Below are 12286 nucleotides of genomic sequence, written 5' to 3'. Positions count from 1 at the left end.
ACACCCCACACCCCACACCCCCAATTCGGGTTCTGATCGCAGACGATCATGCCATTTTTCGGCAAGGACTAGCCACGATTATTAACCGTGTCCCAGGTATGCAAGTGATTGCCCAAGCTGAAGATGGGGAACAAGCGATCGCCTTATTTCAGGAACACCAACCGGATGTCACGCTGATGGATCTGCGAATGCCGGAAGTGGAAGGCGTTGCCGCCATCGGTGCAATTCGTGGTATTGCTAAATCTGCTCGAATTATTGTGCTGACCACGTATGACAGTGACGAAGATATCTATCGGGGATTGCAGGCAGGCGCAAAAGGATACTTGTTAAAAGAAACTGAACCTGACGAGCTTCTCAATGCCATTCGTACTGTTCATCGGGGTCAGCAGTATATTCCGCCCGATGTGGGAGCAAAGTTGGTTCAGCGGCTCAGCAATCCAGAGCTGAGTGAAAGAGAACTAGACGTACTCCGCTCACTGGCACAGGGAATGAGTAATGCCGAGATTGCTGATGCTTTGAGCATTAGTGAAGGCACGGTTAAATCTCATGTCAATCGAATTTTGAATAAATTGGATGTGAGCGATCGCACCCAAGCTGTGATTATTGCCGTTAAGCGCGGCATTGTCAGTCTATAGAATGTACTTTCCATCAAGTTTGGATTCCAACTTAAGTTAGAGTCAGCCTTCTACTTTGCGATCGCATCGTTACTCTGTCAATTTATACTGTAAAAGTTTTAACTTGCTGCAGACGCCAGCCTGAAGGCAATCGCTTATATTGAGTTTATGCAAATAGCCATGTAGTTAATTGATTGAGTAAGTTAATTACCAGGTTTCATGACTGGTATCGATTTAAATAGATGAGCGACGAGCGTGGTCAGAGTTTTTTACTTGTACCCCCTTCAACCCAAGATCGAATTCAAGGTGTGCTGAGTGCCAGGGTAGTGCTAGTGATATATGGAGACTATAAAGACCCTAGAAGTGCAGACGTTTACAATCTGATTAAAGTCATCAAACAAGAGCTTAGTGCTTCTTTTGGAGAGGATTATTTATGCTTCATCTTCCGCCATTTTCCGCAAATACAGATTCATCCTCATGCTCAACGGGCAGCCCAAGCCGCTCTAGCCGCCGCTGTTCAAGGACAGTTTTGGTCAATGCATGATACTTTATTTGCCCATCAGCAAAGGTTGGAGAACGGCTATCTTATTGAGTACGCCAATGATTTAGGACTTGACATTCCTCAGTTTCTCAAAGAGCTGTCTAAACAAGTGCATATTGATCACATCAATGAGGATATCAAAGGTGGAATGCAGAGTGGAGTAACGATTGCCCCAGCCCTGTTTATCAATGGCAATCGATATACCGGGTACTGGAACACAACAGAATTGACAGCAGCTATTATTTCTGATAGTCATTAAGCTCCCCCGATTTTTGCTCGCAATTGATATCTAACTTGTTCGTTAGTGCTGATAAGCCATCTAATTCTGCTGGCTAGCCTTTGCCTGTTATGTTGAACAAATTACCAATTTCTAACCATGCTAACAATTACAACACCAACCATTGAATTCAAGAGCAGAGGTTCAACGCACACCCAGTTGCAGCAAGTCCTCGACTACATTCATACTCACCTTGATCGAGATTTATCGCTGACTGAACTAGCCAGCGTGATCAATATCAGCCCTACTTACTTTGCAAGTTTGTTTAAGAAAATAATGGGAATCCCTCCCCATCAGTACGTGATTCAACAGCGAGTGGAACAGGCGAAAGTGATGTTAAAGAGAACGGATTTGGCGATCGCCGACATTGCCCTACAAGTTGGTTTCTCCAGTCAAAGCCATCTGACGCAACAGTTCAAGCGATTCACTGGAATGACGCCGAAAGAGGTTCGCTAACACCTTAAGAATCTGACAATTTGCCTTAAGAATTTGAAAGAAACTGAGCATTAGAAACCACTACACTTCGGTTAAATCAGACAGAAATTTAATGCAGTATTCAGCGGTATATATTAGGAGATGACAATGTCTTATGTAACTGTCGGTCAAGAAAACTCTGCAAATATTGATATCTACTACGAAGATCTGGGGGCTGGTCAACCCATTGTTCTCATTCATGGATTTCCCCTCAACGGTCATTCTTGGGAAAAGCAGGTCTTAGTGCTGCTAAATGCCGGGTATCGAGTGATTACCTACGATCGCCGAGGATTTGGTGCTTCCAGCCAACCCTCACTGGGCTATGACTACGATACTTTTGCCGCCGATTTGAATACGCTAATGACCAAACTTGACTTGCATGATGCGGTGCTGGTCGGCTTCTCCATGGGAACGGGTGAAGTCACGCGCTATCTCGGTAAATATGGCTCAGAGCGGGTGCAGAAAGCCGTGCTGATGGCTCCCGTGCCCCCCTTCCTACTAAAGACTGATGATAATCCTGAAGGCGTTGACCAAAGCGTTTTCGATGGCATTATGAACGCGATTGTTAAAGATCGTCCCGCCTACTTTTCTGACTTTTTCAGAGAATTCTTCAATATCGATGTGCTGCTGGGTGAGCGCATCAGCAACTATGCCATTCAAGCCAGCTGGAATGTGGCAGCCGGGGCTTCTGCTAAGGGGACTTTGGATTGTGTCCCGTCCTGGCTCACCGATTTCCGTGACGATCTGCCCCGCATCGATGTACCCACCCTGATCATTCATGGCGATGCCGATCGCATTTTGCCGCTTGAGTCCACCGCCGCCAGACTGCCAAAGCTGATTAAAAACAGTCAACTTGAGATTATTCCTGGCGGACCGCACGCCATCAACTGGACTCACGCTGATCAGGTCAATCCTGTGCTATTGGACTTTCTTCAGCAGGAATAATCAGTGACCTACTACATTTCTGACTTACGGGAAAACTCTGTGATCCATCCATTGAATCAGGCTCACATTAGTCTAGATGGAGTATTGCAAATCAACAAGTTGAGTTCTGAAGACAAAGATGTTGGATGTGCGTTAGCGAAGCTTACCGAAGGTATCGCATCTTTACTCTCTGAAGATAACCGTTGGGTAAATGTTCAGATAATTGAAGTCTCCAGCGGCGTATTTCTTTAATTAACCCTCACTACAACAAAAGGAAAACCCACCATGTTGAATGTAGAAAACAAAGTGATTGTTATTACTGGAGCCAGTAGTGGTATTGGTAAAGCCACCGCGAAACTGCTCGCCCAAAATGGTGCAAAAGTCGTTTTGGGGGCACGCCGGATAGACAAGCTAGAGAAGCTAGTTAAAGAGATTCATGCATCTGGTGGGACAGCAGAATTCAAAGCGATCGATGTCACCGATCGCGAAGATGTGAAAGCATTTGTTGAGTTTGCCAAAGACATATTTCGCCGTGTCGATGTCATCTTTAACAATGCAGGTGTGATGCCCCTATCGCCGATGAATGCCCTGAAAGTCGAGGAATGGGACAACATGATTAATGTGAATATTCGGGGCGTGTTGAATGGTATTGCGGCGGGGCTGCCGATTATGGAAGCGCAGGGCGGTGGGCAGTTCATCAATACCGCATCGATTGGGGCTCATGTGGTCGTTCCGACGGGGACCGTCTATTGCGCCACGAAATATGCAGTTTGGGCTATCTCTGAAGGACTGCGCCAGGAATCGCAAAATATTCGCGTCATTACGATCTCTCCGGGTGTCGTTGAGACGGAGCTGGGCTCTGATATTACAGACGGGTCGGCGAAAGGTGCTCTGCAGGAATTTCGCAAAATTTCGCTCAGCCCAGATGCGATCGCGAGAGCAGTGCTGTACGCCGTATCCCAACCCGATGATGTTGACGTGAATGAAATCATAGTCCGACCGACGGCTAGTGCGTTCTGAAGGGAATCGGTCAACGCATAGGAGCGTTATCACCAACACAAAGGACATTGTCGTAATGAAACCATTTCATTTTTTAGCTGTTATGGCGCTTATTCTCACGGTAGGCTGTAGCGCTGTCGGACAAACTTCTGTTCACAATGAAACATCGGCACCAAGTAAAAAGGCCGTTGTCGAGGCGAGTTTTCAGCAATGGCAAGATGGTGCCGGCTCTCCTTTCGAGCTTTTATCAGAGGATATGCGCTGGACGATTAGTGGCTTTAATACATATGCCGGCACTTACACACGCGAGCCTTTTGAAGAAGAGCTGATTGCGCCTTTTAATGAGCGCGTAGAGGAGCCTTTAAGGCCAACACAGTGGCAAGTTTATGAAGATGGTGACGTTGTTATTATTCATTTTGATGCTGAAACAACCTTGATTAACGGAGAACAGTATAGGAACAGCTATGCCTGGTTTTTCACTTTCGAGGATGAAGAAGTGACTAAAGTTACCGCATTCTTGGACATGCCAGCTTTTGAAAAAGTTTTGGAAATAGAAGTTAGGTAACCAATGAATTAAATTGTGGAATTACACCTGAAGAGCTAATGGAAACTGTGTATCTCACGGACAGTTACATCCAGCTTCCCTCGCGCTTTAATTGCAGCAGGAATTCTCAAAGAGCTGTTCCAAGAAAACGACGTTAGTTTTCCAGTAGCATCGCCGAATTAAATACTTTCAAATGTGGTCATATCCCTCTTCTGTCTAGGGCAGTCGCATTTTCATCCAACTAGCACTTTGAAGAGGTACTCATCGTCCCAACGCACTAGACTCGCAGGGGCTTCCCAGGAAGCCAAGCGGGTGCCACAAGTTTTGGCTCATCGCTGTGCCTACCTAACCTAGATTATTCATGAGAAGCGTTAATGGCTAGCTTGTATATTAGTGCGTCAGTGATTGTCTTGGGTTCCCAACTGGTAGACGCTTTTGCTGCGCCAGAGTAAGGCTGAGAGGTGTTGTTTTGCAAATGCAAAAATATCGGTGGAGAGAAATTCTATGGCTAGCAACCAGCTCAACTCGCTTGAACTCAGCCAACAGTTTAATAAAACGCTGATGTTTTCCAGTCGGCAGATGAACTGGAATGGCGTTTTCGTTGAGCAGTGCCAAAGCCCTATTTCAGCGTTTGAGGTGGAACTCTCAGCCCTCTCAGACCATTGGCTGAACTTACACATCGGAAATGCTGCCCCTTTAATTCAGAAACGGGACGATCGCCTGCATGAATCAATCCTTCATGAAGGGGACAATCTTTTTGTCCCGGCTGGACAACCGAGCTATTGGTGTCGAGATGAGAGTGGTGTTATCTGTACTCCGCTGCACATTTGCCTAAAGCCAGAATTGATTCAACACGTTGCTGAAGCGTCTGACATTGATTCCACACGGTTCGAGCTTGTGCATGGTTTCGGTCAGCAGGATGTGCAACTGCATCAGATTGGTATGCTGATGCTCGCTGAGTTGCGATCAGGCGGGATGATGGGGCAACTCTATGTCGAATCACTCACTCAAGCCCTAGTGATTCATCTACTCCGACACTATTCGACCCTGACACAGCCGATTGCATCACCCCACAGCAGCTTTACTCGTACCCAGTTACAGCAGGCGATCGATTACATTCACACTTACTTGAATCGAGATTTATCCTTGGCAGAACTGGCTAGTGTTGTGAATATCAGCCCAACTTACTTTGCCAGTTTGTTTAAGCAAGAAATGGGAATTTCGCCCCACCAGTATGTGATTCAACAGCGGGTAGAACGAGCGAAAGTGATGTTAATGAAAACGGATTTAGCGATCGCAGACATTGCTCTACAAGTTGGTTTCTCTAGCCAAAGCCATTTAACGCAGCAGTTTAAGCGCCTCACTGGCATGACACCGAAACAGATTCGCTAGCTCCATAGGAATCTAATAAATCACCGTAAGAATCTGAAAGAAGTTGAGGATTAAAACTCATACACTCAAGTTAGCTAAGTCAAAGACAATCTGTACAAAAAGTATATAAACACAGCACAACAATTCCGTTGATAGTGGCCGTCGATACTCGGATTGTGGTTCGACTAGGGGCAAGCGTATGTCCAACGATGCCGGATTTGGTGACACCAGATCTATCGAAAAAATCTTTAAATCCTGAAGCTATCGACAACTGTGATTAGCAACCAAATCCAAGCACTACAGAATTTACCCATAAAGGGAACGGAGATGAAGATGCAAAATACCGAAAGAACAGAGGGAATCATCGCAGAAGCGAAAAAAATTACCTACGTGGAGGTTGCCCGGTGGGGTAAGCATCGGGGGTGGCGGTATGTTCTGGGATTAGTCGTCATCTTCTTTGTGGGACTGGTCGTCAACGGCATCGCCACCCCCCGCATCGCGTTCCTGCTCGGCGGTCAGGAGGCGCTTGCGGCGTTCAATCGGCTGGATTACGCTGCGCTCGGCCTCGTGGGGGGCTTCGTTGCGTTCAGGGCGAGTTTTCCATTCTTCCTCGCGGGAATGCTGATCGCCGTCACCCTCGTTCACCAGCGTCATCCCCGGACGCTGGTCACAGCGCGGGAGAAGATTAGCTGGCGGCGGGTCGGTCATGGGTTTGTGGCGTGGTTCGTGCCAGTCTGGCTGATCGCTGGGCTGGGACAGTACTTCTTCTATCCCGATACCTTCTCTTTTAACTTTGACCTCACAACGTTCGCGCTCTTTGTGCCGATCGCACTGATTTTCGTTGCGATCCAGACCACTACAGAGGAGCTTTTCTTTCGCGGATACGTTGTGCAGGGCGCGAGTATTGTTTGGTCTAACCGCGTCTTTCTGGCGCTGGTGCCAGCTGTGATCTTCGCCCTGGCGCACCTGCTCAACCCGGAGGCGAGCGCTGGCGGCTGGCTCACGGTCTTCTTCAACTACTTCCTCGTTCCGGGTCTAGTGTGGACCGTGGTTTCGTTGATTGACGGAACCACCGAACTCGCCATCGGCGTACACTTCGCGAACAACATCGGCGGCAATCTCTTGATGGGCGTAGCCGGAAGCGGCGTGACCGGAAGCGGCGTGACCGCGCCGACTCTATTCACAGTCAGCGAGTTCCACGCGACCTATACGGCTCTGTCAATGCTGGTTGTCGTACCCGTGTTTCTGGCGATCGCCTACAAGGTATTCAAACGCGACGGGGTATCCGAACCCTTTTTCCAAAGCCATCAAAAGGGTCACCGATGATCTCGTCAGTTCGTAAAACCATCAGCAAATGTGGCAGAGGATGAAGTCATGGTTGAGCATAAAAACGTTAGGCTGCGATTGTTTGGGCTGCTGTGGTTGGCAGGCATGGCTGGGGTGATGACCCTGGTGTTGGTGCCTTTACCCTTGCTCCCAGAGGGTGCCCCACCTGCCACCGTGGTCAGGCTACTGGTGCTGGTGCAGCCCACGGTTTTGGTGTCGGTAGCGGTGCTGATAGGTGTGCTCTTGGCTCACCGGCTAGGGCTAATGGCACCGGGGGTAGAGGCGCTGGCCACTGGGCGATCATGGCGGCAAGCCATGGTTCCTCAACTGCTGCCCGGTGTAGTGGGTGGGTTGATCAGCGGCGGACTACTGACGGCGATTACCCTGCTGTCTCGCCCGCTGCTGCCACCAGCCTATGAGGCGGCTGAGCCCACGCCGCTGTTAGTGCGATTTCTCTACGGCGGTATCACCGAAGAAATTCTGATCCGCTGGGGTCTGATGACGCTGCTGCTATGGCTGGGCTGGCGATTTGGGCAGCAGCGCCAGGGTAAACCCCAGCCCCGATGGGTGGTAGTCGCCATTGCCATCTCCTCCCTGGTGTTTGCTATGGGCCATTTGCCCGCTGCGATCGCCCTAGGACTGCCGTTAACCCCACCACTACTAGGGTTCTTGCTGCTCCAAAATTCTTTGTTTGCAGGGGTTGCGGGGTATTTATTCTGGCGATACGGGCTAGAGGCCGCCATGATCGCCCACCTGACAGTTCATGCTGTGCTGGCCCTTCTAGGTTGAGGCATCTCCTCAAGCCCGCCGTGCACGAACAGGGGTTGGGTGATCTCGAATCTTCGCCACAGTTAAAGCGTTAAACACCATGTCTCAAGTTTCTTCTAACAGCCCACGAAATCGTGACCGACTCACGTACGACTCAAGACCAACAGCTTTCATTAGGAGGAGAATTATGCGCGTTCCCAAGACCTACGTCAGGCGCTTATTAACAGGCACAGCAGTGATGTTGCTTGTCCTCGCTGGGGCACCTGCCGCATTGACACAGTCTGCCCCGGCACCAGCGGCGGAACTGGAGCGGTTCTACACCCAGGAGCTGACCTTCGGCTCCTGCGAAGGCTTTGCGACCACTGCGACCGAGGCACAAGTGTACGTCGATCCGTTTGAGTGTAGTCGCCTGGAGGTACCGCTAAATTACGACGAACCTGAGGGTGAGACCATGCAAATCGCGGTACTGCGACTACCGGCCCAGGCGGACCAACGGATCGGCTCTCTGGTGCTCAATCCTGGCGGGCCTGGAGGCTCGGGCACGCTTCAAACCCCCTTCACCGCATTGGGTCTGAAGGAGACTCCCCTTGTTCAACGGTTCGACTTGGTTGGGTTCGACCCTCGCGGGGTCGGAGCCTCGACCCCGGCCATCAACTGCTTCACCGACGAAGAGAACGACCAGGGCGAGAACCAGACGACATTGCTGGGTACGTCGGGAGAATGGAGTGCCGACGACACCCGCGAGTTGATGGAGAAGTGCGCCGAGGGCTCGGGCGGTGAGCAGGTGCTTGCAGCTGTCGGCACCCGCAACGTAGCCCGGGACATGGACGTGCTCCGCGCCGCACTCGGCGACGAAAAGCTGACCTTCCTTGGGCGAAGCTACGGCACCCGATTGGGCGCGGTCTACGCTGAGATGTTCCCGCAGAACGTCCGGGCGATGGTTTTAGACGGTGCGCTCGACCCTCGGCAGGGCAGCGCGGAACGCCGCTTAGCGATCCATGCTGCGTTCCAGCGCTCGTTCGAGCTGATGGCCGAGTTTTGCGCCCAGAGTTCAGACTGTCCGCTGGGCACCGACCCCGAGCAGGCCACCGCTGTGTTCCAAGATCTGTTCCAGCCGCTGATTGATAACCCCGTGCCAGCGGGTGAGGGGCGCACCCTGGATTTTTTGTTTGGCACTGCCAGCGTCCTCTCGGCGCTCTACAATGCCGAGGCGTGGCCGCGAATTATTGACGGCATCGCCCAGCTCAAAAACGAGGGCCGAGGCGACAAACTTCTTGCTCTCAGTGACGACTTTATCGTTGAAGGGTTGGAGAGCAACCTCGTCGATGCTCAGCTCGCCATCAACTGTAACGACGAGGAGCGCCGCACCCCTGAGCAAGAGGCAGAACTGCGCCGCCAGATCTTTGACGTGAGCCCCTTTCTTGATACCGGACGACCCGTCGAGGGCGTCACCCGCGACGCCTGCGAGTTCTGGCCTAGTGAGCCGACCCTCGGCTTCCCCCATGCTCAGAACGTCGAGGGTTTACCCGACACGCTGATCATCTCCATTACTGGCGACCCGGCCACCCCCTACGCTGCTGGAGCCAGTCTAGCCGAAGCCCTGGGCGGCACCGTGCTCACCGTTGAGGGAGAGCAGCACACCATCGCCATGGATGGTACCAGCCCCTGCGTCAATGCGATCGTCGCTGACTACCTGATCGAACTTGAACTCCCCGCAGACGGCGATCGCTGCGTCCTCTAGCCCCCATCGCCAAAACCAAGGATTTAGACACCCTTATTTGCATCATCGACAGCGCTGCTCTACGCGGCGGTTCTCACGCTTAAGCATCACTGCACCTATTACCAAACATTGGAGTTAAAAATATGTCACGCAAAGCGATCGCCACCAAGCGCCTTATTCACCCGAATCATGAAGCAAGACCCATCCGCTTGCTTCGCAAACCCTTCCAGATCATTCGCGCCAATTTTCGCGCCTACCTCATCATCAACGCCATTGTGTATGGCTTAGTCACCACTGGGATGGTAGCGGCGATGGTCTTTCCCGACCTAGGCGCAACTCAGTTGGCCACCCTGGAAGACAACGGAACGGCAGATCTTGTCCGATCGCTAATCAACAACCCTTGGCTGTTCTCGCTGACCATCCTGGGAGTCAACGTCATGACCGGCGCGCTGTGGATCGTGCTCCCTTCGCTGCTCGTTCCCTTCACTGGCATCGCCATGTTTGCTTACAAGGCATTCACTTTAGGTTTAGCTATGGCCCCGACTACCAAGATTGTGGCAGTGGCACTGATCCCGCACTCGCTGACGGTACTCATCGAAGTCCAAGCTTACGCCCTCTTGATGTTTGGCGCATACATCCTCGGTCGGTCTTGGGTTCGCCCCGCCACTATCGGTGCTCAAAACCATCGTCAGGGTTACGTCCGTGGGCTAAAACAGCTCGGTTGGCTGAGCCTGTCCACACTCCCACTGTTTATCATCGGCGCGATTTGGGAGGCGTTCTCGCTCCGCTACCTGGTTCATCCGCTAACCCAATGGTTGTTGTAGCGCTAAACAGACCAAATCATGATGGCTTCTTGAATTGATTGTCAACTCTGCAATTTTAGATGGTGAATCAAATGATGAAGTACAAAGATTTTGCGCCTCGAATTACTGAACGAGGACCCTTCGGCGGACCTTCCGAGTATGAATCTTTTTCGGAGGTTGTGAGTGCTGTAAATCAGTGGATCGAAAGTACAACGATACAGGTAACCAATGTTGAAACCGTTGTTTTACCCGATTGGTCGATAGAAAGCACAAGTGATGATGTCTACGGAGTGACGACCAGTAATGGTTACTACCCAGTGATGATTAGTCAAGGCCTTAAAATCGATTGGTTTCAATGTGTGCGGGTTTGGTACAGAGAATAAGCTTCACCAGAGAAGAAATAATGAAACGATCTACCCTGTTTACTTTCCTGTATCTGGCACTGGGAGTTTGTTTGACGGCGATCGCATTTGGATACCCAAACCTGCCTTCGGATCTTCAAACCAGCTTGTTCATTAGTGCAGGAATATCCTACATCGTTTGTATTTTCGAGCCATTTTTGCGGGAGAGGACAATCCGCTTCTATCGCAGCCGCAATTCATCGGTAATCCTATCCTCGTTGGTGATTGGATTCACTATTATTGTGACGATCTGGGAGCTTCAGAATCAGAACTGGACAATGGAAGCCATTTTACAAGCGTTTTCGCGGCTAATAGGTGTTTTACTGCTTGCTGAAAACATTGTGATTATAAGGCAAGTGAATTCTGAAGATTAGAAACTGTTGTTTAACGCTTATTAAGTGATTTCTATCTTCCACGTTCGCTTGTTGTTGGCGAGTCTTCGTACATCCATCGAATCATCACCACATAAATCATGCCTTCATGTTTCTCTGGCAATCGCTCATAGTCTCGATTCAATATTCGTGCATTCTCTAGCCAAGTCCATGTCCCCTCCACTGTCCACCTTTATGGTTCTACCTGAACCTCAGGACATTATTTCAGGTGAGCTATTTGCTGCGACGAGTCAACAATATTCTCGGCTCAACTTCAAAGGAGCGAACATAGCACATCCAATCAGCAAATTTGGCTCCAGTTCGTTAATTTTTGCTCCGAGGAGAACTGCATCCATATTTAACTCCAACAGTATCAAGAGTAAAATCAACCATGTTCAAGCGATTCTCTAAAGTTTCTATCCTGTTAGTCACAGTTACAGCATTGGTGATGGTTTGTTTACAATCTTTTGGGGCAAAGCCTGCCCTATCTGAGATACCAGATTTAGGCTCCTCAAATCAGTCAACGCTGGTTGCAACAGCCGCTCTTCCCCCTGATCTTGTCCCGGCTGTTTTAGGCGGTAGACCTGTTTATGTACTGTATGTGACCAGAGCCGAAGATACGGTTCTCATCCGTTGTTATCCCGGTTATGAACCTACGATCACCGTTCGAGCGATGGGAAATAATCCCAATGCCAACACTCAAAAAGAAGGTGTTATGATGTGCCGCCCTTCTGCTTAGAACTGATGCAGCAAATTTACTCTGGTATCGCTACAGGCACATGGACAGAAGCTGCTTCAGACAGATGCGGTGTTCAGACCTGAAGAACGTCCTGAAGCGCGATTGCGAATTAGATAGAAACCGCTCTCATACGAGTTGAGCCGAATAGTACAGATAGGCTTTGTTGCACAAATCGTTCGATAGGCAGTTGTGATGAGCAAGAATGAATCGATACGGTTGAGATAATAGTCGAAGTAAGGGAGAGCATGAAAAGCCGCTACCGCATCTGTAACTGGTCAGAGTATAACGCCGCCTTGGAGGCCCGAGGGAGCCTGACCGTTTGGATAGATGAAGGGGTGCTGAGCGCCTGGAAGAACAAGCAAAAGACTGGCAAGCGAGGCGCGTCGAATACCTACAGTGACCTAGCGCTAGAGA

At 50.2% G+C, this 12286-nt stretch carries 16 protein-coding genes; 15 read left to right on the top strand and 1 reads right to left on the bottom strand.

What is annotated here, in order from left to right; translation table 11 throughout:
* Positions 1-23: 23 nt before the first annotated feature.
* From IQ241_RS23910 to IQ241_RS23850, 13 genes are all read left to right on the top strand, one after another.
* Positions 24-635, top strand: coding sequence for a response regulator transcription factor (locus IQ241_RS23910; protein ID WP_193912104.1), 612 nt, complete (start codon positions 24-26; stop codon positions 633-635).
* 221 nt (positions 636-856) lie between these two features.
* Positions 857-1414: a DsbA family protein gene (locus IQ241_RS23905; protein ID WP_193912100.1), complete on the top strand. Its 558-nt coding sequence runs from the start codon at positions 857-859 to the stop codon at positions 1412-1414.
* Positions 1415-1531: 117 nt separating this feature from the next.
* Entirely contained in the window at positions 1532-1888 is a 357-nt protein-coding gene (locus tag IQ241_RS23900; RefSeq protein ID WP_193912098.1) for a helix-turn-helix domain-containing protein, read from the top strand.
* Positions 1889-2014: 126 nt separating this feature from the next.
* Positions 2015-2851 (top strand): alpha/beta fold hydrolase, encoded by an 837-nt coding sequence (locus IQ241_RS23895; protein WP_193912096.1) that lies wholly within the window; start codon positions 2015-2017, stop codon positions 2849-2851.
* Between the two features lie 3 nt (positions 2852-2854).
* Positions 2855-3082 (top strand): hypothetical protein, encoded by a 228-nt coding sequence (locus tag IQ241_RS23890; protein WP_193912106.1) that lies wholly within the window; start codon positions 2855-2857, stop codon positions 3080-3082.
* Positions 3083-3115: 33 nt separating this feature from the next.
* Positions 3116-3850, top strand: a complete 735-nt coding sequence (locus IQ241_RS23885; RefSeq protein ID WP_193912094.1) for an SDR family oxidoreductase — start codon at positions 3116-3118, stop codon at positions 3848-3850.
* Between the two features lie 55 nt (positions 3851-3905).
* Positions 3906-4394 carry a nuclear transport factor 2 family protein gene (locus IQ241_RS23880; RefSeq protein WP_193912092.1) on the top strand — a complete coding sequence of 163 codons (489 nt, stop codon included), beginning with the start codon at positions 3906-3908 and terminating at the stop codon, positions 4392-4394.
* Between the two features lie 483 nt (positions 4395-4877).
* Complete coding sequence (locus IQ241_RS23875) at positions 4878-5765, top strand: AraC family transcriptional regulator (protein WP_193912090.1); 888 nt, start codon at positions 4878-4880, stop codon at positions 5763-5765.
* Positions 5766-6071: 306 nt separating this feature from the next.
* Positions 6072-7070, top strand: coding sequence for a CPBP family intramembrane glutamic endopeptidase (locus tag IQ241_RS23870; protein ID WP_193912088.1), 999 nt, complete (start codon positions 6072-6074; stop codon positions 7068-7070).
* Between the two features lie 48 nt (positions 7071-7118).
* Positions 7119-7859, top strand: a complete 741-nt coding sequence (locus IQ241_RS23865; protein WP_193912086.1) for a CPBP family intramembrane glutamic endopeptidase — start codon at positions 7119-7121, stop codon at positions 7857-7859.
* A gap of 79 nt (positions 7860-7938) precedes the next feature.
* Complete coding sequence (locus IQ241_RS23860) at positions 7939-9579, top strand: alpha/beta hydrolase (protein WP_322743777.1); 1641 nt, start codon at positions 7939-7941, stop codon at positions 9577-9579.
* 122 nt (positions 9580-9701) lie between these two features.
* Positions 9702-10382 (top strand): stage II sporulation protein M, encoded by a 681-nt coding sequence (locus IQ241_RS23855; RefSeq protein WP_193912084.1) that lies wholly within the window; start codon positions 9702-9704, stop codon positions 10380-10382.
* A 382-nt stretch (positions 10383-10764) separates the two neighbouring features.
* Complete coding sequence (locus tag IQ241_RS23850; protein ID WP_193912083.1) at positions 10765-11136, top strand: hypothetical protein; 372 nt, start codon at positions 10765-10767, stop codon at positions 11134-11136.
* Positions 11137-11167: 31 nt separating this feature from the next.
* Here the strand turns inward: IQ241_RS23850 and IQ241_RS26835 are convergent, their stop codons facing one another.
* Positions 11168-11317 (bottom strand): transposase, encoded by a 150-nt coding sequence (locus IQ241_RS26835; RefSeq protein ID WP_193912081.1) that lies wholly within the window; start codon positions 11315-11317, stop codon positions 11168-11170.
* A 207-nt stretch (positions 11318-11524) separates the two neighbouring features.
* Between IQ241_RS26835 and IQ241_RS23840 the strand changes: the two genes are divergently transcribed.
* Together IQ241_RS23840 and IQ241_RS23835 are read left to right on the top strand one after the other, a co-directional pair.
* Complete coding sequence (locus IQ241_RS23840; RefSeq protein ID WP_193912078.1) at positions 11525-11872, top strand: hypothetical protein; 348 nt, start codon at positions 11525-11527, stop codon at positions 11870-11872.
* A gap of 245 nt (positions 11873-12117) precedes the next feature.
* Positions 12118-12286: transposase (locus IQ241_RS23835; RefSeq protein WP_193912076.1), on the top strand; the 169-nt coding region annotated here is incomplete at its 3' end.

This window comes from Vasconcelosia minhoensis LEGE 07310 (assembly GCF_015207255.1).
Classification (GTDB): domain Bacteria; phylum Cyanobacteriota; class Cyanobacteriia; order Phormidesmidales; family Phormidesmidaceae; genus Vasconcelosia; species Vasconcelosia minhoensis.
Note: the sequence above shows the minus strand (reverse complement) of the source record. Positions and strands in the feature narration are given on the sequence as shown.

What these genes read in the sequence shown, in the direction of transcription:
- IQ241_RS23865 (WP_193912086.1), top strand. Translation starts at nt 7,119, where the DNA reads ATGGTTGAGCATAAAAACGTTAGGCTGCGATTGTTTGGGCTGCTGTGG.
- IQ241_RS23860 (WP_322743777.1), top strand. Translation starts at nt 7,939, where the DNA reads ATGTCTCAAGTTTCTTCTAACAGCCCACGAAATCGTGACCGACTCACG.
- IQ241_RS23855 (WP_193912084.1), top strand. Translation starts at nt 9,702, where the DNA reads ATGTCACGCAAAGCGATCGCCACCAAGCGCCTTATTCACCCGAATCAT.
- IQ241_RS23840 (WP_193912078.1), top strand. Translation starts at nt 11,525, where the DNA reads ATGTTCAAGCGATTCTCTAAAGTTTCTATCCTGTTAGTCACAGTTACA.
- IQ241_RS23875 (WP_193912090.1), top strand. Translation starts at nt 4,878, where the DNA reads ATGGCTAGCAACCAGCTCAACTCGCTTGAACTCAGCCAACAGTTTAAT.
- IQ241_RS23885 (WP_193912094.1), top strand. Translation starts at nt 3,116, where the DNA reads ATGTTGAATGTAGAAAACAAAGTGATTGTTATTACTGGAGCCAGTAGT.
- IQ241_RS23895 (WP_193912096.1), top strand. Translation starts at nt 2,015, where the DNA reads ATGTCTTATGTAACTGTCGGTCAAGAAAACTCTGCAAATATTGATATC.
- IQ241_RS23880 (WP_193912092.1), top strand. Translation starts at nt 3,906, where the DNA reads ATGAAACCATTTCATTTTTTAGCTGTTATGGCGCTTATTCTCACGGTA.
- IQ241_RS23905 (WP_193912100.1), top strand. Translation starts at nt 857, where the DNA reads ATGAGCGACGAGCGTGGTCAGAGTTTTTTACTTGTACCCCCTTCAACC.
- IQ241_RS23900 (WP_193912098.1), top strand. Translation starts at nt 1,532, where the DNA reads ATGCTAACAATTACAACACCAACCATTGAATTCAAGAGCAGAGGTTCA.
- IQ241_RS23870 (WP_193912088.1), top strand. Translation starts at nt 6,072, where the DNA reads ATGAAGATGCAAAATACCGAAAGAACAGAGGGAATCATCGCAGAAGCG.
- IQ241_RS23850 (WP_193912083.1), top strand. Translation starts at nt 10,765, where the DNA reads ATGAAACGATCTACCCTGTTTACTTTCCTGTATCTGGCACTGGGAGTT.